This window comes from Pseudomonas fluorescens (genome assembly GCF_001902145.1).
Lineage (GTDB): Bacteria > Pseudomonadota > Gammaproteobacteria > Pseudomonadales > Pseudomonadaceae > Aquipseudomonas > Aquipseudomonas fluorescens_BV.
In genome coordinates this window covers 1-24,056 of record NZ_MRST01000014.1, presented here as the reverse complement: position 1 = coordinate 24,056, position 24,056 = coordinate 1, and the positions used below count along the sequence as shown (strand labels likewise).

At 56.4% G+C, this 24,056-nt stretch carries 19 protein-coding genes, 4 tRNA genes and 2 pseudogenes; 13 read left to right on the top strand and 12 right to left on the bottom strand.

From position 1 onward, the window contains the following. Positions 1-320 precede the first annotated feature (320 nt). Positions 321-1,817, top strand: a complete 1,497-nt coding sequence (locus tag BUE92_RS02160; protein WP_073521802.1) for a catalase — start codon at positions 321-323, stop codon at positions 1,815-1,817. Between the two features lie 61 nt (positions 1,818-1,878). After that, entirely contained in the window at positions 1,879-2,220 is a 342-nt protein-coding gene (locus BUE92_RS02155) for a hypothetical protein (RefSeq protein WP_073521746.1), read from the top strand. A 108-nt stretch (positions 2,221-2,328) separates the two neighbouring features. On the opposite strand, the gene BUE92_RS02150 is transcribed toward BUE92_RS02155, so the two are convergent. Continuing rightward, complete coding sequence (locus BUE92_RS02150) at positions 2,329-2,694, bottom strand: C40 family peptidase (RefSeq protein ID WP_073521801.1); 366 nt, start codon at positions 2,692-2,694, stop codon at positions 2,329-2,331. A 400-nt stretch (positions 2,695-3,094) separates the two neighbouring features. Between BUE92_RS02150 and BUE92_RS02145 the strand changes: the two genes are divergently transcribed. Next, the gene (locus BUE92_RS02145) at positions 3,095-3,691 is read left to right on the top strand and encodes a response regulator transcription factor (protein WP_073521800.1); all 597 of its coding nucleotides are present in this window, start codon (positions 3,095-3,097) and stop codon (positions 3,689-3,691) included. 22 nt (positions 3,692-3,713) lie between these two features. Here the strand turns inward: BUE92_RS02145 and BUE92_RS02140 are convergent, their stop codons facing one another. Further along, positions 3,714-4,409 (bottom strand): response regulator transcription factor, encoded by a 696-nt coding sequence (locus tag BUE92_RS02140; RefSeq protein ID WP_073521745.1) that lies wholly within the window; start codon positions 4,407-4,409, stop codon positions 3,714-3,716. Between the two features lie 312 nt (positions 4,410-4,721). Between BUE92_RS02140 and BUE92_RS02135 the strand changes: the two genes are divergently transcribed. Both BUE92_RS02135 and BUE92_RS02130 read left to right on the top strand, forming a co-directional pair. Then, positions 4,722-8,348, top strand: coding sequence for a transporter substrate-binding domain-containing protein (locus tag BUE92_RS02135; RefSeq protein ID WP_081372159.1), 3,627 nt, complete (start codon positions 4,722-4,724; stop codon positions 8,346-8,348). 50 nt (positions 8,349-8,398) lie between these two features. Then, the gene (locus BUE92_RS02130; RefSeq protein ID WP_073521743.1) at positions 8,399-9,682 is read left to right on the top strand and encodes a hypothetical protein; all 1,284 of its coding nucleotides are present in this window, start codon (positions 8,399-8,401) and stop codon (positions 9,680-9,682) included. 260 nt (positions 9,683-9,942) lie between these two features. Here BUE92_RS02130 and aqpZ read toward each other — a convergent pair whose 3' ends face one another. Continuing rightward, positions 9,943-10,641, bottom strand: a complete 699-nt coding sequence (aqpZ, locus tag BUE92_RS02125; RefSeq protein WP_073521742.1) for an aquaporin Z — start codon at positions 10,639-10,641, stop codon at positions 9,943-9,945. Positions 10,642-11,362: 721 nt separating this feature from the next. Between aqpZ and BUE92_RS02115 the strand changes: the two genes are divergently transcribed. From BUE92_RS02115 to BUE92_RS29220, 3 genes and pseudogenes are all read left to right on the top strand, one after another. Continuing rightward, positions 11,363-11,887 (top strand): DUF2975 domain-containing protein, encoded by a 525-nt coding sequence (locus BUE92_RS02115; protein ID WP_256673924.1) that lies wholly within the window; start codon positions 11,363-11,365, stop codon positions 11,885-11,887. Positions 11,888-11,897: 10 nt separating this feature from the next. Then, on the top strand, positions 11,898-12,119 hold the full coding sequence (locus tag BUE92_RS02110; protein WP_073521739.1) for a helix-turn-helix domain-containing protein: 222 nt from the start codon (positions 11,898-11,900) through the stop codon (positions 12,117-12,119). 236 nt (positions 12,120-12,355) lie between these two features. Further along, positions 12,356-12,439: pseudogene (locus tag BUE92_RS29220) on the top strand (helix-turn-helix transcriptional regulator); the annotation flags it as partial. A gap of 66 nt (positions 12,440-12,505) precedes the next feature. Here BUE92_RS29220 and BUE92_RS02105 read toward each other — a convergent pair. From BUE92_RS02105 to BUE92_RS02090, 4 genes are all read right to left on the bottom strand, one after another. Continuing rightward, positions 12,506-12,581: transfer RNA gene (locus BUE92_RS02105), tRNA-Gly, on the bottom strand. Positions 12,582-12,584: 3 nt separating this feature from the next. After that, positions 12,585-12,660, bottom strand: a tRNA-Glu gene (locus tag BUE92_RS02100). 105 nt (positions 12,661-12,765) lie between these two features. After that, positions 12,766-12,841, bottom strand: a tRNA-Gly gene (locus tag BUE92_RS02095). Between the two features lie 3 nt (positions 12,842-12,844). Beyond that, positions 12,845-12,920, bottom strand: a tRNA-Glu gene (locus BUE92_RS02090). 359 nt (positions 12,921-13,279) lie between these two features. On the opposite strand from BUE92_RS02090, the gene BUE92_RS02085 reads away from it, so the two are divergent. After that, positions 13,280-14,050 (top strand): hypothetical protein, encoded by a 771-nt coding sequence (locus BUE92_RS02085; RefSeq protein WP_073521738.1) that lies wholly within the window; start codon positions 13,280-13,282, stop codon positions 14,048-14,050. Between the two features lie 365 nt (positions 14,051-14,415). After that, positions 14,416-15,228 carry an alpha/beta fold hydrolase gene (locus BUE92_RS02080; RefSeq protein WP_073521737.1) on the top strand — a complete coding sequence of 271 codons (813 nt, stop codon included), beginning with the start codon at positions 14,416-14,418 and terminating at the stop codon, positions 15,226-15,228. A gap of 36 nt (positions 15,229-15,264) precedes the next feature. On the opposite strand, the gene BUE92_RS29215 is transcribed toward BUE92_RS02080, so the two are convergent. The 4 genes and pseudogenes from BUE92_RS29215 to BUE92_RS02065 all read right to left on the bottom strand — a co-directional run bounded on the left by BUE92_RS29215 (position 15,265) and on the right by BUE92_RS02065 (position 19,720). Then, complete coding sequence (locus tag BUE92_RS29215; protein WP_370706333.1) at positions 15,265-16,107, bottom strand: methyl-accepting chemotaxis protein; 843 nt, start codon at positions 16,105-16,107, stop codon at positions 15,265-15,267. 15 nt (positions 16,108-16,122) lie between these two features. Beyond that, positions 16,123-16,350: pseudogene (locus BUE92_RS29210) on the bottom strand (HAMP domain-containing protein); the annotation flags it as partial. Between the two features lie 995 nt (positions 16,351-17,345). After that, a complete protein-coding gene (locus BUE92_RS02070; RefSeq protein ID WP_073521735.1) occupies positions 17,346-18,758 on the bottom strand; it encodes an aminotransferase-like domain-containing protein in 1,413 nt (470 codons plus the stop codon). A 200-nt stretch (positions 18,759-18,958) separates the two neighbouring features. Next, on the bottom strand, positions 18,959-19,720 hold the full coding sequence (locus BUE92_RS02065) for an SDR family oxidoreductase (protein ID WP_073521734.1): 762 nt from the start codon (positions 19,718-19,720) through the stop codon (positions 18,959-18,961). Positions 19,721-19,948: 228 nt separating this feature from the next. On the opposite strand from BUE92_RS02065, the gene BUE92_RS02060 reads away from it, so the two are divergent. Next, the gene (locus BUE92_RS02060) at positions 19,949-20,956 is read left to right on the top strand and encodes an NADP-dependent oxidoreductase (protein ID WP_073521733.1); all 1,008 of its coding nucleotides are present in this window, start codon (positions 19,949-19,951) and stop codon (positions 20,954-20,956) included. A gap of 124 nt (positions 20,957-21,080) precedes the next feature. On the opposite strand, the gene pyrF is transcribed toward BUE92_RS02060, so the two are convergent. Beyond that, complete coding sequence (gene pyrF / locus BUE92_RS02055; protein ID WP_073521732.1) at positions 21,081-21,779, bottom strand: orotidine-5'-phosphate decarboxylase; 699 nt, start codon at positions 21,777-21,779, stop codon at positions 21,081-21,083. Between the two features lie 259 nt (positions 21,780-22,038). Between pyrF and BUE92_RS02050 the strand changes: the two genes are divergently transcribed. Further along, positions 22,039-22,803, top strand: coding sequence for a response regulator (locus BUE92_RS02050; protein WP_073521799.1), 765 nt, complete (start codon positions 22,039-22,041; stop codon positions 22,801-22,803). Then, positions 22,803-23,834 carry a sensor histidine kinase gene (locus tag BUE92_RS02045; RefSeq protein WP_073521731.1) on the top strand — a complete coding sequence of 344 codons (1,032 nt, stop codon included), beginning with the start codon at positions 22,803-22,805 and terminating at the stop codon, positions 23,832-23,834. Before BUE92_RS02050 ends, BUE92_RS02045 begins: the two co-directional genes overlap by 1 nt. The last annotated feature ends 222 nt before the right edge of the window (positions 23,835-24,056 follow it).

The following is a 24,056-nucleotide window of genomic DNA, read 5'->3' as shown; positions in this document are numbered from 1 at the left end:
TCGCCAAAACCTAAAAAAATCCAACATGGCTAAGACCACCCGAAGTTTCCGCAGGGTTTGAAGATCAATATAGGCTCTTCAACCAGCGTCTTACGAAACTAGAGAGTCATCGTCTCGAGTGTAAGCGGGACATGGTTAATAGGCTCTGAGATTTGTCTCAATTCTTAAAAATCAACTATCAACGTTATAATTTTTATTGAGACAAGTCTTACATTTTTCATTGGCACTTCGGGCGACCCTTATAAACAGTCACCTCTAATATCTCGGAGCCTAAAATGCCGGCCATTTCCCGCTATGGTTTATCCCACTCGCTGAAGCTCATGTGCTTGATCGGCATCAGTACCCAGCCATTTTCCGCCCAGGCGATCAACCTGACACGCGACAATGGCGCTGCGGTCGGCGATAACCAGAACTCACAAACTGCCGGCGTCGACGGCCCGGTATTACTCCAAGACGTACAGTTGGTCCAGAAGCTCCAGCGTTTCGACCGGGAGCGTATCCCCGAACGCGTGGTGCATGCTCGTGGGGCCGGAGCCCATGGCGTGTTTACCGCCACCAGCAATCTTGGAGATCTGACCAAGGCCAAGGTATTCACCGCTGGCGCCGTTACGCCCGTGTTCGTGCGTTTCTCATCGGTGATCCATGGCAATCAATCGCCGGAGACGCTGCGCGACCCTCGCGGCTTTGCGACCAAGTTCTACACCTCTGAGGGTAACTGGGACCTGGTGGGCAATAACTTCCCGACTTTTTTTATCCGCGATGCAATCAAGTTTCCCGACATGGTCCATGCGTTCAAACCAGACCCGCGCACCAATCTGGATAACGATGCCCGCCGTTTTGACTTCTTTTCTCATGCGCCCGAATCCACACGCACCCTGACTGAGCTGTATTCAAATGCCGGAGTCCCAGCCAGCTACAGGGAAATGAATGGCAACAGCGTGCACGCATACAAATTCATCAATGCTGAAAACCAGACCCATTACGTCAAGTTTCATTGGAAAAGCCTGCAAGGTATTCGAAACCTGCCACCGAAGGATGTCGCTAGGTGGCAAGGTGCCGATTACAACCACATGACCCGGGATTTGGTGACGCATATCGAAAAGGGTAGCTTTCCGAAATGGGATCTCTATGTACAGGTGCTCAAGCCCGAAGACCTGAAGAACTATGACTTCGACCCATTGGACGCTACCAAGGTTTGGCCCGACGTACCGTTTCGTAAAGCCGGGCAAATGGTACTGAACCGTAACCCGGCAAATGTATTCCAGGAAACCGAACAGGTCGCCATGGCGCCCTCCAATCTGGTTCCGGGCATCGAGCCTTCAGAAGATCGCCTATTGCAAGGGCGCCTGTTCTCGTACGCCGATACTCAGATGTATCGGCTGGGTGTCAACGCGTTGCAACTGCCAATCAATGCCCCCAAAAACGCCATCAACAATGCTAATCAAGATGGTGCGATGAACTCAGCCAGCACCACGACAGGTATCAACTACCAGCCGAGCCGGTTGTTTGTGCAGGAAGAGTCGTCCAGTGCTCGCTACAGCACGCTGACCTTATCAGGCAGCACCCAGCAGGCGAAAATCCAGCGCGAGCAAAACTTCAAACAAGCGGGAGACTTATATCGCTCGTTCAGTCGCAAAGAGCGCCAGGATCTGATCGAAAGCTTTGGTAGTTCACTGATTAGCTCTGACGATGTGAGTAAGCACCACATTCTGTCTTTCCTTTACAAAGCAGACCCTGAGTACGGAACAGGCGTCACTAAAGCCGCAAAAGGAGATCTGTCTCGCGTTCAATCGCTGGCCTCCCGCTTGGTTGATTGAGCCGGCTACTCGCTGCGCTAGATGACCACCGCCCCTCCCCCTACAAATGAGATACAGCATCATGCCTAACAAACAGCTCAGGATAATTATTGTCGACTCTGATCTGTCGAGACTGATTCAAGCTGAAAAATCCTTGAGCAGGCTTGGCTACTTCAGAATATTACCTATCCAGTACTTTGATGACTTACACGCACTGGATCACGAGCTAGTTGAGCCGTTTGATGTAATCATCGCAAATAAAGGGTTTGCCTGGAGCACCGAAGACAATTTAAAACTATTCTGGCGTACCACTAGAAAAATCAACTGCGTGTTGCTGTATGAAGATCAGAAAACAATGCTTGATGCTGAGAGTATCAGGAGCATGATGGCAAGGATCGACCCGGCGTCACCATGGGAGTGTTAAAAAAATTTGACATGGGCAAAGTTCAAACATGACGTCAGTCGCAGCTGCTCAAATGAAGTCCTAGATACTTGAGGAATTAAGACCAGAGTTCGCTACCCCGCCGCTTCCTCAATGAAATCGCTTGGCGGTAAAGTAGCTCTTATTCCAATAGGTATTGCTAAGGGAATCGATACGAACATGCTTGCCTGTTCTAGGAGAATGGATAAACTTATTATCACCAATATAAATACCTACATGCTTCATTCGCTGACGGCCATTATGCTTGAAAAACACCACATCACCAGACTTCAGATTTTTTCGATCAACTACTTTAGATGTTGAGCTGAGCATTGAAGAGGTTGTTCGTGGGATATGAATGCCAGCCTCGCTTCGGAACAGATAAACGAGCAGGCCACTACAGTCAAACCCCTTGCTGACCGAGGCGCCCCCCCAGCGGTAGGGTGTTCCAATGAGCTCGTGAGCACGGCTGACCATCTTGCCGGCATGTCTTCTCGCCTTGACGGCTCCGGAATCAAGATTCGTATATGCCGTATTTAGCGAATCAACCTGCTTTGGAGCGGCTAGCAGGGAGCCCGAGAGCAAACAGCACAAAGCAAAAGTAAACTTTATTTTAGACACGGCATCCATCCAATCATGTAAATTTGATGGGATGCATACTATTTAGCGTGTGGCATTCGTCGAATAGGATTTGTCTTAGTTTGTGCCATGGCTATAGCCAGGCCCGACGAATGGACATTCGCCTTATGCGATCCAAGATTTCAGATACCTAATTACGACATCCTTCAAGATTTGTCTCAAAAACAACGACAAGAGTTGCTAAGTTGTGGAGATGCGTCAAAATCTCTTCATTCAATTCTCCCAGCGGTTCAGCCACATGAACAATAGAATCTTAATCGTCGATGACCACCCGGCTGTACGCATGACTGTTCGGCGCCTGTTGGAAAATGAGGGGTGCACTATTGTTGGGGAGGCGGACAATGGCTCAGATGCCCTGCGCCTGACTCACGAACTGCACCCAGACACTCTGGTATTGGACATCGGCTTGCCGGATATTGATGGCCTGTCCATCATCGATCAACTGACCACTCTACGCTTACCCGTTAAAATCGTTGTGCTAACTGCAAAGGAATCTAATCACTTTGCAATTCGCTGCATACAGGCGGGGGCTCATGGATATGTTAATAAACACCAAGACCTATGTGAGCTGATCAATGCCGTTCGTGCCGTCAACGATGGCCTTGGTTACATTGCTCAAAGGGCGCTGCCCTGGACGTGTATCGATCTGCTGCAGCATGGGCAAGAGGCTCTTTTTAAAACCCTCTCCGCTCGCGAACTCGATATATTGCAAAAACTTTCTCAAGGTCTATCCAACAAAGAGATCGCCGAGCGCATGTCATTGAGCAGCAAAACCATCAGTGCCTGTAAAGCCCGGTTATTGATTAAACTCAACGCCAGTATGCTGCCGGAGTAGTATTGGCTGGCTAGGCGTGAATTTATTTTTTCCGTGACTCAAAAACCAATTTGAATAATTCGGAGTCGTTCCGTACATTCAACTTGCGCAACGCTGCCTGTTTCTGGCCACTGATGGTTTTGCGGCTACGCAGGAACTTCTCGGCGATCTCCGACACAGACTGACCCGCCAGGCAACAGCGCAATACTTCACGCTCTTTGGGCGACAAGGCAGGGTTATTGAGCAACACTCCGGCCCCATCCACGCCCGCCTGTTCGTTAGGTGAGGCCGCCGATGTAACCGGTGTCGAATCCAGCTCTGCAGACATGGCCGGCGAAAGATATAAACGGTCCAGAGCCACCATGCGTATCGCTTTCATCAGCTCTTCCGTTTTCTGGGACTTGCCGAAAAAACCGTTGGCTCCCGCGCGAATCGCCATGTTGACCGTGGCCGGTTGCTCTACGGAGGAAAAAATCAGGATACGCAAGTCCGGATAATGGCTGCGCAACAGTTGAATTAACCGCAGTCCGTCCAACTCCCCGTCTGTCAATTGATAGTCGAGTACAAGCAAGTCAGCCTCTTCACTGCGCAAGCCTGCGAGCAACGCCGCGCTGCCGGAGTAAACGCCAACCACGCGAAAATCCGCCTCGTTGTTCAGCCGAACTTTGAGGGCTTCACGAATCAACGCATGATCATCGAGTAACAATATCCGAAGAGGTGATACGACCGACCACTGCATTTTTCAAAACCTCATTACTCTTACGATAGGATCGAACTATTCCTACAGATCTGCGACGCTTCCGCACGATAGCTCAATCGTTGTGGGAAATAAACATAAGGCATCGCGACCTCCGCACACCATTACCGAAAGCGATGGGACAAGCCCTGCCGAACCGGCCTTTGAGACAAATCTCGTTCATTCCCGCTCAGTGCTTTTGTCAGAATCATCCTAGTCGAGCAGTGTAGGACGTGAGGGTATAGGCTTGTTGGAATCGTTTACGGATACCCATTACGACTCCCTCCAGGAACCGCCTGGCCATTAGTGCTCTCAATGGAAATGAACGCCTTGAAAACCCTTCGTTTATTGCTCCTCCGGTCGTTGGGCTTGCTCACGTGTCTCCTGGCAACCACGCTGTATGCTCAGGAACCGGAGCCGACTGAGCTGCAGATTCATGCTCCGGTTACCACGCCCAAGGTCATCTTTGCTCCGCAAACGCGTGCCTGGCTCATTAACCGACCTGAAGTTACTGCAGCGATCTGGAGTGGCGCATGGCCTCCATTGCATATGGGCTTTGAGCAGAATCAGTTCGAAGGCGTGGCAGCGGATTATTTGGGCGTCATACAAGCGGCTACCGGAATCCGCCTGAAGGTCCTACGTTTCGCCACCCGTGCCGAAGCCAGAGAGGCATTACTGCAAGGCCGTGTCGACATGCTGGCGCTGCATGATGTGAGCGAAGGCCAGGAAGGTGCGATCACCCAATCCAGACCCTACTTGCTTAATAACAAGGTTATTGCTCGTCATATTGGTGAAACCCGACAACCATCTCCCGACCTCGCCGGGCAGCGTCTTGCCTTTGTGGGTGACGACACTGTTGGTGCGCTGCTTAAACAGCAATACCCAGAAGCCACATTGGTCCAATACTCCAACCACTTGAACGGCCTGACTTCGTTGATCTATGAACAAGCTGATGCATTCTGGACCGATGCCGTCGTTGCGGAGTATCTGATCCGAGTCTTGTACAACAACGATATTTATATTGCTGGCGACGCGACGACTACCTCAGCCGATATCAATTTTGCCGTGAGTGATAGAAAACCGCAGCTACTAGCAGCGATCAACGACACACTCAATGCGCTTCCTCAAAACGATATGAAGCGAATTACCAGTCGATGGGGTCTGGGTGACCATTTCGTTGCGGATAGATCAGCACTGGAACTGACATCCGAGGAGTTGACGTGGATTGAGAACCACAAAAAAATAAAAGTCGTCCTCGCCGCCTCTTACGCCCCCCTATCGTTTTATGACCAAAACAACAGGCTGCAAGGGTTGACCGCAGACTTGCTTGCCATCCTGGCACAACGCACGGGGCTGGAAATAGACGTCGTACGCAGTGACAGCGTGTCGGACATGTTAAAGCGGCTTGAGGACAATCAAGTCGACTTGATCGCCGCATTGAGTATTGGGGACCTGCGCCTGAACCCATCGCAGTACACCCGACCCTATACCGTCAGCCCTTTCGTCGTCATAACCAAACGCCAGTCCCCCATTCGTGACCTGAACGAACTTAACGGCAAACGCCTGGCCATTCCGGTTGGAAACCCACTTTCGAAATGGCTCCAACAGCAGCATCCGGGAGTCATTCAAGTGCCCGTTGAAACGGCAGCGCGTGGCGTCGAACTCGTGTCCAACGGGGATGCCACCGCCAGCATCCATACCCAGCTGGGCGCCAACTATTTTATCAAGCACCATTTTCGCAACGATCTGATGATTTCCGCCATGGTGGGCCCCAACCCTGCGCGTATCGGCATGGTTGTTTCCATCGAAGACATGCCACTGAAAAGCATCATCAATAAAGTGCTGTTGGAGATCCCCCCCGAAGAGTTCAAAACCCTGAGCGATCGCTGGCGCAACCATGCTGCCCCAGCCGTAGCCAGCTCCTGGAGTACCTACAAGAGCAGCGTCTATAAAGTCATCGGCGTGGCGTTGTTGTTCTCGTTGGCGTTTCTGATTTGGAACTACTACCTGCAAGCTCAAATTAAGAAGCGTAAGAAAGCCGAAACCGCGCTCAGCGACCAGTTATCCTTCAGCAAGACGCTGATCGACGGATCGCCCATTGCTTTGTACGTGCGCGATAAAGTGGGCAAGCTGGTTCATTGCAACCGCGCCTATCTCGAGTTTCTGCAGACAACTCAAGAGGATGTACTAGGCAAGACATTGCCAGACGCTGAGATTCTCCCCTCATCCTTGAGCGGGCAGTATGATCAGATCTATCAGAACAGTGAGCACAATGCCGAGCCCGTCTTCGCCGACCTTGAAATCAACGTGAAAGATCAGCGACACCGTATTTATCACTGGACGCTTCCTTTCCAAAGTAGCGCTGGTGAGTTCTCCGGGATCATTGGCGGCTGGTTGGACATCAGCGAGCGCGAGCAGTTGGTGGAGCAACTGCGTGTGGCCAAACACGCCGCTGACGAGGCCAACGAATCCAAGTCGATTTTCCTGGCGAGCATGAGCCATGAGATTCGCACGCCTATCAGCGCCCTGATCGGTTTGATCGAAATGCTCCGGGTCCGAGGAGGCACCCCGCAGCAAATCAATGACAACCTGGCAGTCGCCCATGAGTCAGCGCAGTCGTTGCTATCTCTGATCGGAGACATTCTCGACCTGTCAAAAATCGAAGCAGGAGCAATGATCTTGTCGCCGCGCCCTACCCGGCTCAGCGAATTACTCCACTCGGTACACAAGCTGTTCGAAATCAACGCAAGTAATAAAAATTTAACGTTCGACCTAGTCATCGACGCCCAGGACCAACACGTAATCATTGATGCGCTGATGCTTAATCAGATCATCGCGAACTTGGTCAGTAACGCAATCAAATTCACTGCGCAGGGCTTCGTCCAGCTGTCTCTCAAGCAATTGCCCAATGACTCCGAATCGAACCTGGCTCGCTACGTTATCGAGGTCCGCGACTCCGGTATGGGCTTGGATGAACAGCAGAAAAAAGCCATTTTTGAGCCCTTCGTCCAGGTGGCTTCTGCTCAAGCAAGCACACGCGGTACAGGTTTGGGGCTGAGCATCTGTATGCGCCTGGCGACGCTGCTAAAAGCCCAAGTGAGCGTGGATAGCCAGCCAGGTAAAGGTTCGTGCTTCCAATTGTGGTTTGAGGCTGAACGCACCGTCATGGAAGACGAGCAGGGATCAGCCCAACCCCTAGCCGCTCCGGGTATGAGCCTCAACATTTTGGTAGCCGAAGACCATGCCGCCAACCGTTTGCTGTTGTGTCAACAGCTCGAGTACTTGGGACATCATGCGATCTCTTGCGATGATGGCGAAACCGCGCTGGCGCAATGGGAAGCGGCAGACCCGCCTTTCGACTTGACCATCACCGACTGCAACATGCCACGCATGGATGGTTATGAGCTGACCCGCCGAATCCGTACCCTTGAGCAATCGCGCGGTTTGGGCATGCATCCGATCTTTGGCCTCACCGCCAATGCTCAGTCGCACATTATTCAGGACTGCCTTGATGCAGGTATGACCCAGTGCCTGTTCAAACCCATAGGCATCGAAATTCTTACTGAGCAGATTCATGCAGTCACCGCCCAGATTGAACGTCAGGTCAAAGCCGCTCGTAGCACCGGCGGTGAACTGGAAAAACTCCGAATTTTGTGCCCGGATGCCTACGGTCCGCTGGTTGAAGAGCTGATCAATACGAACCGTCAGGACGCTGCCCGCCTAGAGCAACTGATGATCAATAACGAATTAAAAAAAATCAGCGGACTGGCCCACAAGATCAAGGGCGGGGCACAGCTGGCCGACGCGCGAAATCTGATTGAGGCCTGCGCGCAGTTGGAGTCGCTAGTCCACTTGGAGGACGCCGATGCTTGTGAAAGACAGATCAAAACGGTGGTCCACATCATGCTGACGCTGGAACAACAACTGCTGACCACCATTTAACTATTTATGCCCAATGGCCTGCGGACAGGCCTGCCATTCTCAGGTGAATCATGAGCAAACGAAAATTCGGTGGGCTACGAACCCGCCCCATCAAGAATCAGCCTTCTCAGGCCGCTCAGTTCGAACAACTGGCGCAGACCTTTCGAACGGCGATGGCTCATCGAGACTACGGCGCCGCTTGTATTGCCGCGCAAGGTGCATTGAAAATTGTGCCGCAGCATATGGGCGTGATGTCCGACTATGCGTTGTGCCTGATGCGTCAGCAGCAGTACAGCAAGGCCCATAAGGTGTACTTACGCATTTACGATGCCCCGCCGCACCTCCAGGCTCAAGCTGGCCAGACCTGGCTCGATGGTCTTGCCGAAGTCTGTGGGTGGCTGGGCCTGCGCGAGGACGCATTACGTTACGGCAAGTTATCCCTGGAGCGCTCAAGCGCTCGCCACAGCCAGGGGCCCCTTCACTCACTGCCGGTCTCCCCGCCCGCCTTCCAGCGTAGCCAACCGCAACGCAACATCATCGCGTTCACCTTGTTCGGTGACAGTCCGCGTTATTGTGAATCAGCGATTGCCAACGTGCTTGTCGCTCAGGAGCTATTCCCCGATTGGCGCTGCCGGATCTACCTCGACGATACGGTGCCCAGCTCTGTCCATCAGCGGCTGCAGGACGCTGGCGCACAGATCATAGACATGAGCGGCGCAGCGCGGGACGGTGTACACCCACTGATGTGGCGCTTTCTGGTGGTGGACGATCCGGAGGTCGATCGTTATCTGATTCGGGATGCGGACTCACTGTTGTCAGAGCGCGAGAAAGCCGCAGTCGAACAATGGGTGGCCAGCGATTACTGGTTCCATCACATACGAGATTATTTCACCCACACCGAGCTCATCCTGGCAGGTTTATGGGGAGGCTGCAGGGGTGGGCTGATGGAGCTGAAACCGCTTATGCAAAACTGGCTGACGCAGCAGGCAGACGTCACTCGTTTTGCTGACCAGATTTTTCTGCGGGAGAGCGTTTGGCCAACATTGCGTCAGAGTGTTCTAAGCCATGATGACTGGTTCGATTTTCACGGTGCAGTACCATTTCCATCGCATCCACCGATCCGTTGGCGTACTGAAAGTTTTCATGTGGGCAGCAATGCCAGCTTTCAGGCCATTCGGGGTAGCAGTGACAAGGCCGATGGCGAGCGCCAGGGCTGGCGAGTGGTGGATGCGGAGGGCGTGGAAAAATGTTCATACAGTGCGAGCGTGCAAGATGGGCAATGGAGCGCTGACTTACCTTTCTTCATTGTCGAGCCGATATCAAGCGCACGGTGGCGGGTTGAGCTAACCAACTGAGGGGGCGCCTGAAACGGTTCTCCTGCTATCTGCCCCCTCGAGCATAGTGTATGCTCAAAATCAGCGCCGGAATGTCGTTGCCCATCATCGCAAGAAGCCCCTATCGCATGAGCGTGAGTATCGCTTTGTACAGGTAAGGACACCCGAGACGGCGAGTGCTAGCGTAGGGTGTACGGCCCTGATTACACGTACCGCCCGGGTTTACAAGAGTTAGAAACCACCTCACCTTCTGATGAGTCGATCTACGTCGACTAAACCAGTTAGCTATTCTCTTTACCTAACCAGCGATACGTTACGCCACCGATCACTGCCCCCAGCAATGGTGCCATCCAGAACAGCCACAACTGCTGAATCGCCCAGCCACCGACTATCAACGCAGGGCCGGTGCTGCGGGCGGGATTGACCGAAGTATTCGTGATTGGAATCGAGATTAAGTGGATCAATGTCAGCGTCAGGCCAATAGCAATAGGGGCCAGACTGGCCGGAGCGCGTTTATCTGTAGCCCCCAGAATGATCAGGATGAACATTGCGGTCATCACCAGTTCAGTGACAAATCCCGCCAGCATTGAGTAGCCGCCTGGCGAGTGTTCGCCATAGCCGTTAGACGCGAGACCGCTCGCCAGTTCGAAGCCAGGTTTGCCAGTGGCAATAAAATACAACAGTGCCGCTGCAACCACCCCGCCCATCACTTGGGCGAAGATGTAGGCTGGCAATTCCTTGCTAGGGAAACGTCCACCCACCACTAATCCAACCGAAACCGCCGGGTTGAGATGGCAACCGGAAATGTGGCCGATGGCAAAAGCCATGGTCAGTACTGTCAGGCCAAACGCGAGAGAAACCCCAAGAAAACCGATGCCTAACTCTGGGAAGGACGCAGCCAGAACCGCGCTACCGCAGCCACCGAACACCAACCAGAAGGTACCTATCAACTCAGTAATTGAACGTTTGAATAACGACATGCGTAAAGTGTCCGATTGAAATAAAGGGGGCGCAGGTTAACGAAAGACATTCTTTTTAAATGCAAGATTTGTCTCGAATTTCGTTCTCCAAAGAAGTCCTCAGCTCATAGCGAAGCGTAGATCATATTTGCGGCTGGGTATGACGTTCATCCGATTCAAGGGGCAAGGTCACTATCCCACAGGCGCTATTACTACTTTTGTTTTTCAGGCGCGTAATCAGCGTGCAAGTTGCGTAATGGCGTCACGACGCGGGCGATTGCTTATTTGGTGCCAGAACGCATTTTCATCGGCTCGGTGGCGTCGAGCCGATGCGGATCACTGTGCTAGCCAGCGCGCAAGCTGGCACAGCCTTCTGGATCGCAAGCAGGCTATTTTACCGTGAGGGTTTGCTCGCCAAATGGAAGCTCGATGATCATTGACGCCTCTGCCTGCCTTTCCGGGCGACTTCACCGGAACACACGCCGGCAGCGTTGCGGGAGGTTGAGCTCAGTAAAGCGCCAGCCACTTACGGATCACGCTGGCATTGATGCCGTGACCTGTGACAACGCTGAAAATGGAGGCACGGGGCACACAAGCAAGGACGTCCTCCAGAACGAGGACAATCAGTTATAAATCACAATTAATTATTGTTTTACGATAATTAATTGTGTAATTTTGAGTCTCACCCTCTCAAAGGTTCAAAAAAATGCCGCTAAGACACCTTATTAAATTTAGCCAACGCATGGCCGTTCTGACGCTGACGCTCATGGCAGGGATGCTCATCCTAAATGCCGCCCTTTGGATTTTTCCTGTATTGGGTTCAAGCCAAGGGTTAGGAGCCGGCTTTTCGCTAAGCGGAGTGATGCTGAGCCAACTCGCGGTAAACATCGAAATGCTCACTTGGTGGCAAACGTTAGGCGCGATTTTGGTCTCAAGCATCCCTTTGATCGCCTTGGCCAGCGGCCTCAATCATTTGCGGCGCCTGTTTCAGGCATTTGCTCGTGAAGAGTACTTTTCCAGTAGCACTGCGGCCCACTTAGGCAAAGTTGGACGCAGTGTCGTACTTTGGGTAATCTCAAGTTTTATTTTCACGCCAATACTCAGCATCTTAGTCACCCTACACGCACCGCCCGGCCAGCGCCTTCTCACTATTAGCTTCACGTCAGCAGATTTTGTCGCTTTATTTCTTGCGGGATGTATCGCTTTGATAGCGCGGATTCTGGCCCGTGCGGGTGAACTCGATGCTGAAAATAAAGCTTTCGTGTGAGGCTATGACAATGCCTATTATTATTGAATTAGACGTGATGCTCGCGAAGCGTAAGGTCAAGTCGAAAGACCTTGCAGCGGCGATTGGTATTACCGAACAAAATCTGTCTCTGTTGAAACAAGGGAAAGTCAAGGGGGTACGTCTGGGTACATTGGAGGCAATTTGCAGTTATTTAAACTGTCAGCCTGGAGACCTGTTGGTATATCAACCGCAACCACACGTACCTACGTAAGTTTTTCATAGCGAGGGAACAGCTGAGTCTTAACTGTTCCCTCCTAAAAACGCCCACTCGGAAAAATATAAACGTAACATCCATTTGCCATTCCCTCTTACGCTCGATCACAGCTGCTGAGCAACGGATCAAACCACCGGATACGACACGCCGCCACTTATCGGCCGCTCCCAGTAGTAGCGGAACAACCACCGCTTATTGCCGACCGCGATCACCATCAGTGACAGACCATCAAAATCGCCAAACTGAATATCAAATCTCAGTCCGAACTGTTTGCTCGGTTTTTCATGCCATGGCAAGAGATCCCTTCAACGCTTTGAACCGGCAAGGCAAACTCAGCACAAACAAAAACGCCGATCATCACTGATCGGCGTTTTCGTTGAATATGGAGCGGGAAACGAGACTCGAACTCGCGACCCCGACCTTGGCAAGGTCGTGCTCTACCAACTGAGCTATTCCCGCAAATGGCGTCCCCTAGGGGACTCGAACCCCTGTTACCGCCGTGAAAGGGCGGTGTCCTAGGCCACTAGACGAAGGGGACACGCTACCGAAACACATGGTGTGTGTTCCAGTGCCCAGAGGCCTCGTCCGAAGACTTGGTCCTGGTTTCACTCAATGCCGCCCGAAGGCCACACTGCTTGTAAATTGGAGCGGGAAACGAGACTCGAACTCGCGACCCCGACCTTGGCAAGGTCGTGCTCTACCAACTGAGCTATTCCCGCATATGGCGTCCCCTAGGGGACTCGAACCCCTGTTACCGCCGTGAAAGGGCGGTGTCCTAGGCCACTAGACGAAGGGGACACACCTACAACATTCACTCCCTACCGCGTTTCGCTGTGTGCTTTACGCTGTAAGTGGCGCGCATTCTATGGATGGATTGAAAGGTCGTCAACCCCCAAGGATAAATTTATTTAAATCAATGACTTCGCCATGGTTTCACGGCCCTTGCGGGCATTGGCACCGTCCGAGCCTTGGCGCCTATATTCTGGCGTTCGACAAGACGCTATAGTTCACCCTGGCAAATGATGGCAATGTGCATCCATTCAGGAAGCGCCTACCTATATAGAAGAAATCACCTGGGCAACTGGTCGATCGGTCCTATCCGCCGGATGACCCAGTCACTACACTCCACAGCACACCCTATTAAAGAGGTCACACCGGTGACACCACTCATGATCACCCTGCTGGTAATAGCCGGGATCGTAATACTGATCGCCATTGGCTACATGAACCACGTGGTGGAAAACAACAAGCTGGAAAAGAAGCGTACCGAGATCGAGCTTAACGATCGGCTACGTCGCTGCGGTGAAATCACCGAGACCTTCCCCGGCCAACTGATGACCCCAGCGCTCAAGCTGTTGCTGGCTCGCCTGGAACTGAACGTCAACCAGCGCCTGTTGAATCTCAACAAGTCCAGCACACCACTCAAGGCCCGCATCACCGAACTCAATGCGCTGATCGCCCAGGGTGAATCCATTCCGGTGGCCAACCCACCGGCACCGATCCAGACCGAAGCCAAGGCCAAGGACGTGCGTTTTTTGCTCGAAGCCCTGCACGGCCAAGTCACCCGCGCCGCCCAGGACGGCTTCCTGCCAACCAACGAGGCCAAGCACTGGATCAAGGAAATCCGTCATATCCTGGTGCTGTTGCACATCGAGTTTTTCAACAACCTCGGCCAGCACGCCCTGCTGCAAGGCCAACCCGGCCAGGCACGCCTGGCGTTCGAACGCGGCGTGCAGTACCTGCGCAAACAACCGGAGCCGGTGCTCTACAGCGCCCAGCTGCAACTGCTGGAATCCCAACTGGCGCGCGCCAACTCCACGGTGCTGACCAACAGCAAGCCTGCCGAAGACGAAGTCAACGAACTGACCGAGGGTTTGAAAGTCGTCGACGCCGACGCCGAGTGGAAGAAAAAAGCTATCTACGATTGATGGCAACGCGAACGCAATGCTCAAAGCAACGAAGATCAAAAGTGGGAGCTGGCTTGCCTGCGAAGACGTCGGCCCAGCAAACATTGATGTTGACTGACCCACCGCTTTCGCGAGCAAGCCCGCTCCCACAGTTGGATTGTTGGGTGTCAGGTAGATAAGCATCGGCTGGCAGGGCGTCATCGCAGCGATGCGGCGACCCGACAAGCCAGCTCCCACACTGGATCGCGGGGCGCGCTGGCAGGCCGTCGCGGGAGAAAGCTCCCTCTCAGGCCCCAAATCGCCACATGCCATCAATGTGCACCTATCCCCCCGCCCCCGACTAGCGTAAAAAAGTGCCCCTCACTCCGTGAAATTAGAGGCCTGTTATGCCTGTCGCCGTGATTGATGGACAACCGCTGCACTATATCGACCAGGGCGCCGGCCCTGTCGTGCTACTGGGTTCGAGTTACCTGTGGGCCAGCGACATGTGGGCGCCGCAGATTGAAGCGCTGTCGCAGCAATACCGCGTGATCGTCCCCGAGTTGTGGGGCCACGGTGAGTCCGGCCCTTTGCCAGCACCCACCCATTCCCTCGATGACCTCGCCCGCCAGGCCCTGGCGCTGCTGGATCACCTGGACATCGAGCAAGCCAACCTGGTGGGGCTCTCTGTCGGCGGCATGTGGGGCGCACGCCTGGCATTGCAGGCTCCCGAGCGCATCAACAGCGTGGTGCTGATGGACACCTACCTCGGGGCCGAACCCGAAGCAACGCGCCAGTACTATTTCTCGCTGTTCAAGATGATTGAAGACGCCGGGGCGATCCCCGAACCGTTGCTGGATGTGATCGCACCGATCTTCTTCCGCCCGGGCATCGACCGCGAATCCGCGCTCTACCAGGACTTTCGCCAGTCACTGCAAGGCTTCCCCAAAGAACGCTTGCTGGACAGTATCGTGCCGCTGGGCCGCCTGATCTTCAGCCGCGAAGACATCCTGGAGCAATTATCTGGATTGGACTCCGACACCACCCTGGTGATGTGCGGCGAACAGGACAAACCCCGGCCACCTGCAGAATCCAAGGAAATGGCCGACCAGATTGGTTGCGACCTGATCCTGATCCCCGAGGCTGGGCATATCTCAAGCCGCGAGAACCCGGATTTCGTCAACGAGGCGCTGCTGACCTTCCTCGCCAACCACGCCTGACCGCCCTGCCCTCAGATCGCAGCGCCTACGCTGCGATCAAAGGCGGAAATGCCCCACCATCCCCTTGAGTTGCGCGCCCAACTGCGCCAACTGGATGCTCGAGGCGGCATTGCCCTGCATGCTCAACGCCGAATGATCGGCACTCGCCCGAATACTGGTGACGCTGCGGTTGATCTCTTCGGCCACCGAGCTTTGCTCCTCGGCGGCGGCGGCGATCTGTTGGTTCATCTGCTGGATCAATGAAACAGCCGCCGCAATGCTGCCCAAGGCCCCTTCGGTTTCCAGCGCATCACTGACCGCCAGTTTCACCAGCTCGCCACTCTGCTGGATTTGCTGCACCGAGGATTGCGCCGCACTGCGCAGCGTGCTGACCAGCCGTTCGATTTCCTCGGTCGATTGCTGGGTGCGCTTGGCCAGTGCCCGCACTTCATCGGCCACCACTGCAAAGCCACGCCCCTGCTCACCGGCACGCGCCGCCTCAATCGCAGCGTTCAAAGCCAGCAAGTTGGTCTGTTCGGCCACGCTCTGGATCACGCTCAAGACGGTACCTATATTCTGGATTTGCGCGCTGAGGCTTTCGATACTAGCGCTGGCACTGTTGCTGGATGTGGCCAACAACTCGATACGCTGCAGACTCATGCGCACCACCTGCTGGCCGCTATCGACCTTGGCATCCGCGGTCTGAGCGGCTTGGGCCGCCTGCTCGGCATTGCGTGCCACATCGTGCACCGTGGCGGTCATCTGGTTCATCGCCGTGGCGACTTGCTCGGTTTCGTCCTTCTGGTTGCTGACTTCAGCAGTGGTTTGCTCGGTGACGCTGGACAATGAATGCGCGGAGCTGGCGAGCTGTTCGATCCCCGCCTGCAACCCGCTGACCATCTGGCTCAAGCTGTTGCCCATCTGCTGCATCGCCTGCATCAACTGGCCGATTTCATCACGCCGGCTGATCTCCATGCGCCCACTCAGGTCACCCGAGGCGATCTGCTGGGCCACGGCGATCACTGCACGCAACGGCGCAACAATCAAGCGGGTGATCACCCATGCAGCGATCAAGCCCACCAGCAGCGCCAGGGCGGATGAACCGATGATCAGCAGCGTGCTGTGCTGCAACTGCGTTTGCATGGACTGATCTTCGGCGGCGTAAGCCTGGTTGACCCGGCTGACCACTTGCTCGGCGCGGTCATGCAATTGCGTGTAGACCACTTTTTCCTGAGCCAGCAGCCCGGTGTATTCACCGAGCTTTTCACTGAACGACGCGATATGCCCGGCGACTTCATTGAGCACGGTCTGGTAGCCGGGGTCCTTGACCGTGGTTTTGAGTTTCTCGACTTCAGCCAGGGCCTGGTCGGCTTGCTCGATCCTGCCCTGCCCGGCGTCGTCTGCGTCCGCCCTGCGGCTCTGATCCAGGCGCACCCGCGCTTCGTTCATGGCCTGCAACATCAGGCGCGACACCTGGCTGACCTGCCCTGCCTGCTCGATAAACTCCGCGCCCTCCTTGCCTTGGCTTTCCTTGAGGCCATAGGCGCCGTCGTCCGCCAGCCCGGCTTGCAGCACATCCAGGTTATTGGCCACGCTGGACACCGACCAACTGGCCATTTCCAACGCGAGGTCCTTGGTCTGGGTCAATTCGACGAACTCATCGAATGCCTGGCGATAGGCGACCAAAGCTTGCTCAACATCACCCATCACTCGCTCGTTGCTGGCGGACCGAGCCTTGAGGCGCGTGGCCTGGGCCAGCAGCGCATCGACACTGGCATGCAGGGCATCAACGGCCTTGGGATCGGCGTGCAACGCATAGTCCTGCTCGATCAAGCGCACCTTGAGCAAGTCGCTGTTGAGCGTCGACATCGACGTAAGGCCTTCGAAGCGCTGGCCGATGGTCTGCAGGGACCACACACCGATGGCCGCTACCAAGGCCGTCAGCAGCAGTACCAGGGTAAACCCCAAGCCGAGTTTTTTTGCCATACCGAGGTTGGCGAAACGTCGTTGCACGCCCGAATTCATTGCGCTTGATCCTCTTGCAATGGCAAATGCCATAAGCCAGGTTTACAAGCAGCGAGATTCGCAACCCCGAGGCACTGAGCACAAGCTGCTGGCGCCGGAATAATGGCAAAAAGCTACATGCGCGTCGTTTTCAGAATGGTCGAGGTCGATCTTGCCGCGCCCATGGCGCGGAACAACGTCAATGCGCGTTGATCAGCGGCGTAGGCCACATTGATGCGTAGCCATTCGCTGCGCTCACCCGTGGGGCTGAACAACGCCCCCGGCGACAGCAACACACCCAGCCGCTGGGCGCAGGCTTGCAATCGCAAGGGGTCGGCCAAGCCTGGTCGTGCCCACAGGAACATCCCGCCCGCGGGTGCGGCAAATACCTGCCACTCTTCATCCTCCAGCACCTGCAGCGTGGCAGCCATCTGCGCATTCAAGCGCTTGCGCAGGCGCTGCACCCACTTACGGTAAGTGCCGTTACTCAACAACGTCGCCACCATGGCTTCAGCAAACCGTGAAGTGCCGATGCCTGTCAGGGTCTTGAGCTGGGCCAATTGCGTAATGATCGCAGCACTGGCACACAGGTAACCCACGCGCAGGGCGCTGCTCAGGGTCTTGGAAAAGCTCGACACATAGATCACCCGATCATCATGGGCCAGCGCTGACAAGCGCGTGCAACTGGCATGCTGCAGGTCGCCGTACACATCCTCTTCGATAATCAGGAAGTCGAGTTCGCGGGCCAGCTCCAACAACCGCTCCGCCACCGGACGGCACAGGCTGGTGCCGGTGGGGTTGTGATACAGGCTGTTGATGAACAGACACTTGGGCCGATGGGTTTGCAGCAGCGCTTCCAATGCCTGTATATCCGGGCCGCCATGGGCGCGCGGCACTTGCAGCAGCGTGACCCCCTGAAAGGCCAGTTGGCGATAAAGATTGCCATACCCGGGTGTTTCGACCACCACCTCATCACCGGGCTTGAGCAGGGTGCGTATCAGCAGGTCCTGGGCATGGCTGGCGCCATGGGTGGTGAGGATACGGTCCAGGCTGGTGGGCACGTGAATCTGGGTCAGGCGCTTGAGCAATTGTTCGCGCAACGCCGGCAGCCCCAAGGGTGTGCTGTAGTTGAACAGGCCACCAGTGTCGGTACGGCTCAGCTCACGGATCGCGTAGCTGATGTCATCGCTTTCGCGCCAGGTGTCGGGTAACCAACCGCAGCCCAACTTCAGCTCGCCCAGCGGGCTATCGGTAAATGCACCCCAGCCTTGTTCCGCACCTTCATACCAGTGGTTTTCGTGGGCCGTGGTGGGATGCGCCACCACGAACCCCGAACCCTGCCTGGGGGCCAGCAGCCCCTGGGCCACCAACCGTTCGAATGCTTCGATCACGCTGGACTGGCTCAGCAGGTTATCGAGGGCCAATTGGCGAATGGAAGGCAAGCGTGTGCCAGGGCTCACCCCCTCCTTGCGAATCCATTCTGCCACCGCGCCGACGATCTGCTGAACAACCGGTACCAGGGCTTGTCGATCGATCCCTAAATCCATGAGCCACTCACTTAAACTGTCTGTTAACCCAAAACAGTTAAGCACAGAAGCCTGGTAAAACTGGTCGCCAACTTTTATTAAAGTATTGATTTTATTGGATTATTTACCTGCGGAAACATATTCAGCCACGGCACTCTGCCAGCTATGGAAACGCCCCACATCACCCCGCGCTCTTTTCAAACAGCGTGCCAAGCGCGGTCCTAGATCGCCGTCGCGCCACCGTCCACCGCCAGGGCCTGACCGGTGGTAAACGCTGCGCCATCACTGCACAGGTACAACACGGCGCTGGCGATTTCCTCAACCTTGCCAATGCGTCCCACCGGGTGCATGGCTGCGGCAAACTCAGCCTTACGCGGGTCGGCCTCATAGGCGCGACGAAACATGTCGGTATCAATCACGGCCGGGCAGACGGCATTCACGCGAATTTTCTTCTTCGCGTACTCGATGGCCGCCGATTTGGTCAGGCCAATCACCGCATGCTTGGACGCCGCATAGATGCTCATCTTCGGTGCCGCCCCCAGCCCCGCCACCGATGCGGTGTTAACGATGGCACCGCCGCCCTGAGCCAACAGCAAAGGCAATTGATACTTCATGCACAGCCACACGCCTTTGACGTTAACCCCCATGATGGCATCGAACTCATCGAGACTGCCGTCGGCCAGTTTGCCCTTTTCGATTTCGATGCCGGCGTTGTTGAAGGCGTAGTCCAGGCGTCCATAGGTGGCGACGGTCTGTGCCATCAATTGCTGCACGTCCGTGTCGAGCGTGACGTTGCAGCGCACAAATATCCCTTCGCCACCGGCCTGGTGGATCAGTGCCACAGTGCCCTCACCTCCTGCCACATCAAGGTCGGCGACCACCACCTTCAAGCCTTCGGCGGCGAATGCCAGCGCGGTGGCGCGGCCAATACCAGCGGCGGCGCCAGTCACCAAGGCGACCTCGCCGGAAAACGTCATGCTCATGGGAACTGTCCTGTGGGGTTAATTGCCGTGGAGCGAGTCTAACCAACGCCGGGAGCCGCGCGTCAGCACTATCAGAAGGCCGGTTGGCGCTACATGAATCGCAGTGATAAAGCCGCCCGGCTGACTATCAGCGAGGCCTATTGCCGGGCATTCGCCGGCCCCGCACACCCTTGCCCTTCTGCCACTGAGGGTCTATCTCTCATGTTCCCTTTCTAAAGAGTCCTTGCCATGACCGCCCAGACCAACCGCCAATTTCTGCTCGCCAAACGCCCGGTCGGTGCAGCCACGCGAGAGACCTTCACTTACCTGGAAGTGCCAGTGGGCGAACCCCAGGACGGCCAAGTGCTGGTGCGCAACGAATACCTGTCCCTCGACCCGGCCATGCGTGGTTGGATGAATGAAGGCAAGTCCTACATCCCACCAGTAGGCATCGGCGAAGTGATGCGCGCCCTGGGCGTAGGCAAGGTGATTGCCTCGAAGCATCCGAACTTCGCGGTGGGGGACTACGTGAACGGTGCACTGGGCGTGCAGGATTACTTCCTCGGCGAGCCCCGTGGTTTCTATAAAGTGGACCCCAAGCTAGCGCCTCTGCCGCGCCACCTGTCCGCCCTGGGCATGACCGGCATGACGGCGTACTTTGCCCTGCTGGAAACCGGCGCACCGAAAACCGGTGACACCGTGGTGATCTCCGGTGCTGCCGGTGCCGTGGGCAGCATCGCCGGGCAGATCGCCAAGCTCAAAGGCTGTCGCGTGGTGGGGATCGCCGGTGGCGCCGAGAAGTGCAAGTTCCTGATGGATGAGCTGGGCTTCGACGCCGCCATCGACTACAAAAGTGAAGACGTGCCCGCCGCCCTCAAGCGCGAGTGCCCCAAAGGCGTGGACGTGTATTTCGATAACGTCGGCGGCGATATTCTCGACGCGGTGCTCAGCCGCCTGGCGCTCAAAGCCCGCGTGGTGATTTGCGGTGCAATCAGCCAATACAACAACAAGGAGGCGGTCAAAGGCCCGGCCAACTACTTGTCATTGCTGGTCAATCGTGCGCGCATGGAAGGCTTTGTGGTGATGGACCATGCGGCGAACTTCGCGGCGGCGGGCCAGGAAATGGCCGGCTGGATGGCTCAGGGCAAGCTCAAGAGCAAGGAAGATATTGTCGAAGGGCTGGAGACGTTCCCGGAAACGCTGATGAAGCTGTTCAATGGCGAGAACTTCGGGAAGTTGGTTTTAAAGGTCGCCTGACACACTGCAGACCTAAATGTGGGAGCGGGCTTGCTCGCGAAAGCGGTGGTTCAGTCAACCCATTCGGTGCCTGACACAACGTCTTCGCGAGCAAGCCCGCTCCCACATTTTAGAATGGGGACATTCAGGCGATCTCGGCGACGACCGCTGCCAACGCCTTGGCAGGATCCGCCGCCTGGCTGATCGGACGGCCGATCACCAGGTAATCCGAGCCCGCATCCAGTGCCTGGCGCGGGGTCAGGATGCGGCGCTGGTCATCCTGGGCGCTGCCGGCGGGACGAATCCCCGGTGTCACCAGTTGCAACGAGGGGTGAGTGTTCTTCAGGGCCTGGGCTTCCAGGGCCGAACACACCAGGCCGTCTAGGCCGGCTTTCTGCGCCAGGGCTGCCAGGCGCAACACCTGAACCTGCGGCTCGATATCCAGGCCAATGCCTGCCAGGTCTTCGCGCTCCATGCTGGTGAGCACGGTTACACCGATCAACAACGGTTTGGGGCCGCTGCGCTGTTCCAGCACTTCGCGGCAGGCGCTCATCATGCGCAGGCCACCGGAGCAGTGCACATTGACCATCCACACGCCCATCTCGGCCGCGGCTTTGACGGCCATCGCCGTGGTGTTGGGGATGTCATGGAATTTCAGGTCCAGGAACACTTCGAAGCCTTTGTCCCGCAGGGTGCCGACGATTTCCGCCGCGCAACTGGTGAACAGTTCCTTGCCAACCTTGACCCGGCAAAGCTTGGGGTCCAACTGGTCAGCCAGCTTCAGTGCGGCGTCACGGGTGGGGTAATCCAGGGCGACGATGATAGGAGTCTGGCAGACGGACATTGGAATGGGCTCTCAGGCAAGTCGAAATCGGCGCGGATTGTAGCGCAAGCAGCGCCGTTGCGGGATCCGATGATCGGTAAATACCGATCAAGCGCCCAATATAGGCGATTCAGGGCGATTGTTTCAGCGCCGATACATTCACGACACGCCCTCAATACGCCGTCCGGCTAGCCTCGCGCACATGACCGCCCGCCCAGCACTTCCAGCCCTGGAACTGGGCGCCTATGCTGACAGCCACAATCAGGCAGATGACCTCGCTATGCATACCCCTTGCGACCCTGTAAACGACGCGCCAAAAGGCGCGGTGATCGCCGAAGACAAGCGCTGGAACACCCGCGCGCTGATTGTCGACGACGACGTGCCGATCCGCGAACTGCTGATCGACTACCTGGCACGCTTCAATATTCTCGCCTCAGGCGTCACCGACGGCACCGCCATGCGCCAAGCCATGCAAGCCGAGACCTTCGATGTGGTGGTGCTCGACCTGATGCTGCCGGGCGAAGACGGGCTGACATTGTGCCGCTGGCTGCGCGCCGAGTCGGACATTCCAATCCTGATGCTCACCGCCCGCTGCGAACCCACCGACCGCATCATCGGCCTGGAACTGGGCGCCGACGACTATATGTCCAAGCCGTTCGAACCGCGGGAACTGGTCGCGCGTATCCAGACCATCCTGCGCCGGGTGCGTGATGACCGCACCGAACAGCGGGCCAATATCCGTTTCGACAATTGGCGCCTGAACAGCGTGCTGCGCCAGTTAGTCGCCGATGATGGCCTGGTGGTGCCGTTGTCCAACGCTGAGTTTCGTCTGTTGTGGGTGTTTATAGAACGCCCGCGCCGTGTGCTGAGCCGCGAACAGCTACTGGACGCGGCCCGTGGGCGCTCCATCGAGGCCTTTGATCGCAGCATCGACTTGCTGGTGTCGCGCCTGCGCCAGAAACTGGGGGATGACCCCAAGGCTCCGCAATTGATCAAGACCGTACGCGGCGAAGGCTACCTGTTCGACGCCCGGGATATCGGTTGATGCGCGCCCCCTTCAATACGCTGTTCGGGCGACTGTTCGGCCTGTTGCTGGTGGCGATTGTGCTGGCCCATGTACTGGCGTTCTTCTGGTTCCACCACTACGGCCCGCCGCCACCGCCCCGCGCGGCCTTCGTCGAACAACCGGACGGCAGCCTCACGCCTTTGCGCAAGGCGCCACGCCCCTGGTTTGGCGGCCCGGTGGTACCGCTGACGTTTCAATTTATCTCGCTGATCATCGCCGCCTGGTACGGCGCCAAACTGCTGAGCCGGCCGATCCAGCGCCTGAGCGCGGCGGCCGAGCGCTTGAGCCTCGACCTCGACAGCCCGCCCCTGGTGGAATCCGGCCCTCGCGAAGCACGCCAGGCAGCCTCGACCTTCAACCTGATGCAAAAGCGCATCCGCGAACAAGTCAGCCAGCGCGCACGCATGCTCGGCGCGGTCTCCCACGACCTGCGTACCCCGCTCTCGCGTCTCAAGTTGCGCCTGGAACAGATCGAAGACCCCAAGCTGCAGGGCCAGATGCGCCAGGACCTGGACGACATGATCGGTATGCTCGATGCCACCTTGAGCTACCTGCACGAACAGCGCACCAGCGAGACACGGCATTGGCTCGACGTGCAGGCGTTGGTGGAGTCCCTGAGTGAAAACGCTCAGGACCAAGGCCGCGACGTGCAATTTTGCGGCACCTGTGCGCCGTTGCAAGTACAACCGATGGCCCTGCGTTCATGCCTGAACAACCTGATCGACAACGCCCTGCGCTATGCCGGCACCGCCCGGGTAGAGCTGGCCGACAGCCGTGGCGCCCTGGTGATCCGGGTAATAGACCACGGGCCGGGGATCGCCGCCGATAAGCGCGAAGCGGTGTTCGAGCCGTTCTTTCGCCTGGAGGGATCGCGCAACCGCAACTCGGGAGGGGTCGGTTTGGGGATGACCATTGCCAGGGAGGCCGTCGAGCGACTCGGCGGCCACCTGAGCCTGGAAGATACACCGGGCGGTGGGTTGACGGCGGTGATGTGGTTGCCGAGGGTTTAAGCACTCCCATTTACCTGACGCGCCGCGATCCAAATGTGGGAGCTTGCCTGCGATAGCGGTGGGCCAGGCAACACTTCATCGACTGACACTGCGCAATCGCAGCATAGGTATCTACACAACTTTAATGCGACGCAGGACCTGTGGCGAGGGAGCTTGCTCCCGCGAAGACGGCCTGGCAGCCGACGCTGATCTAACTGATGCCCCGCGATCCAATGTGGGAGC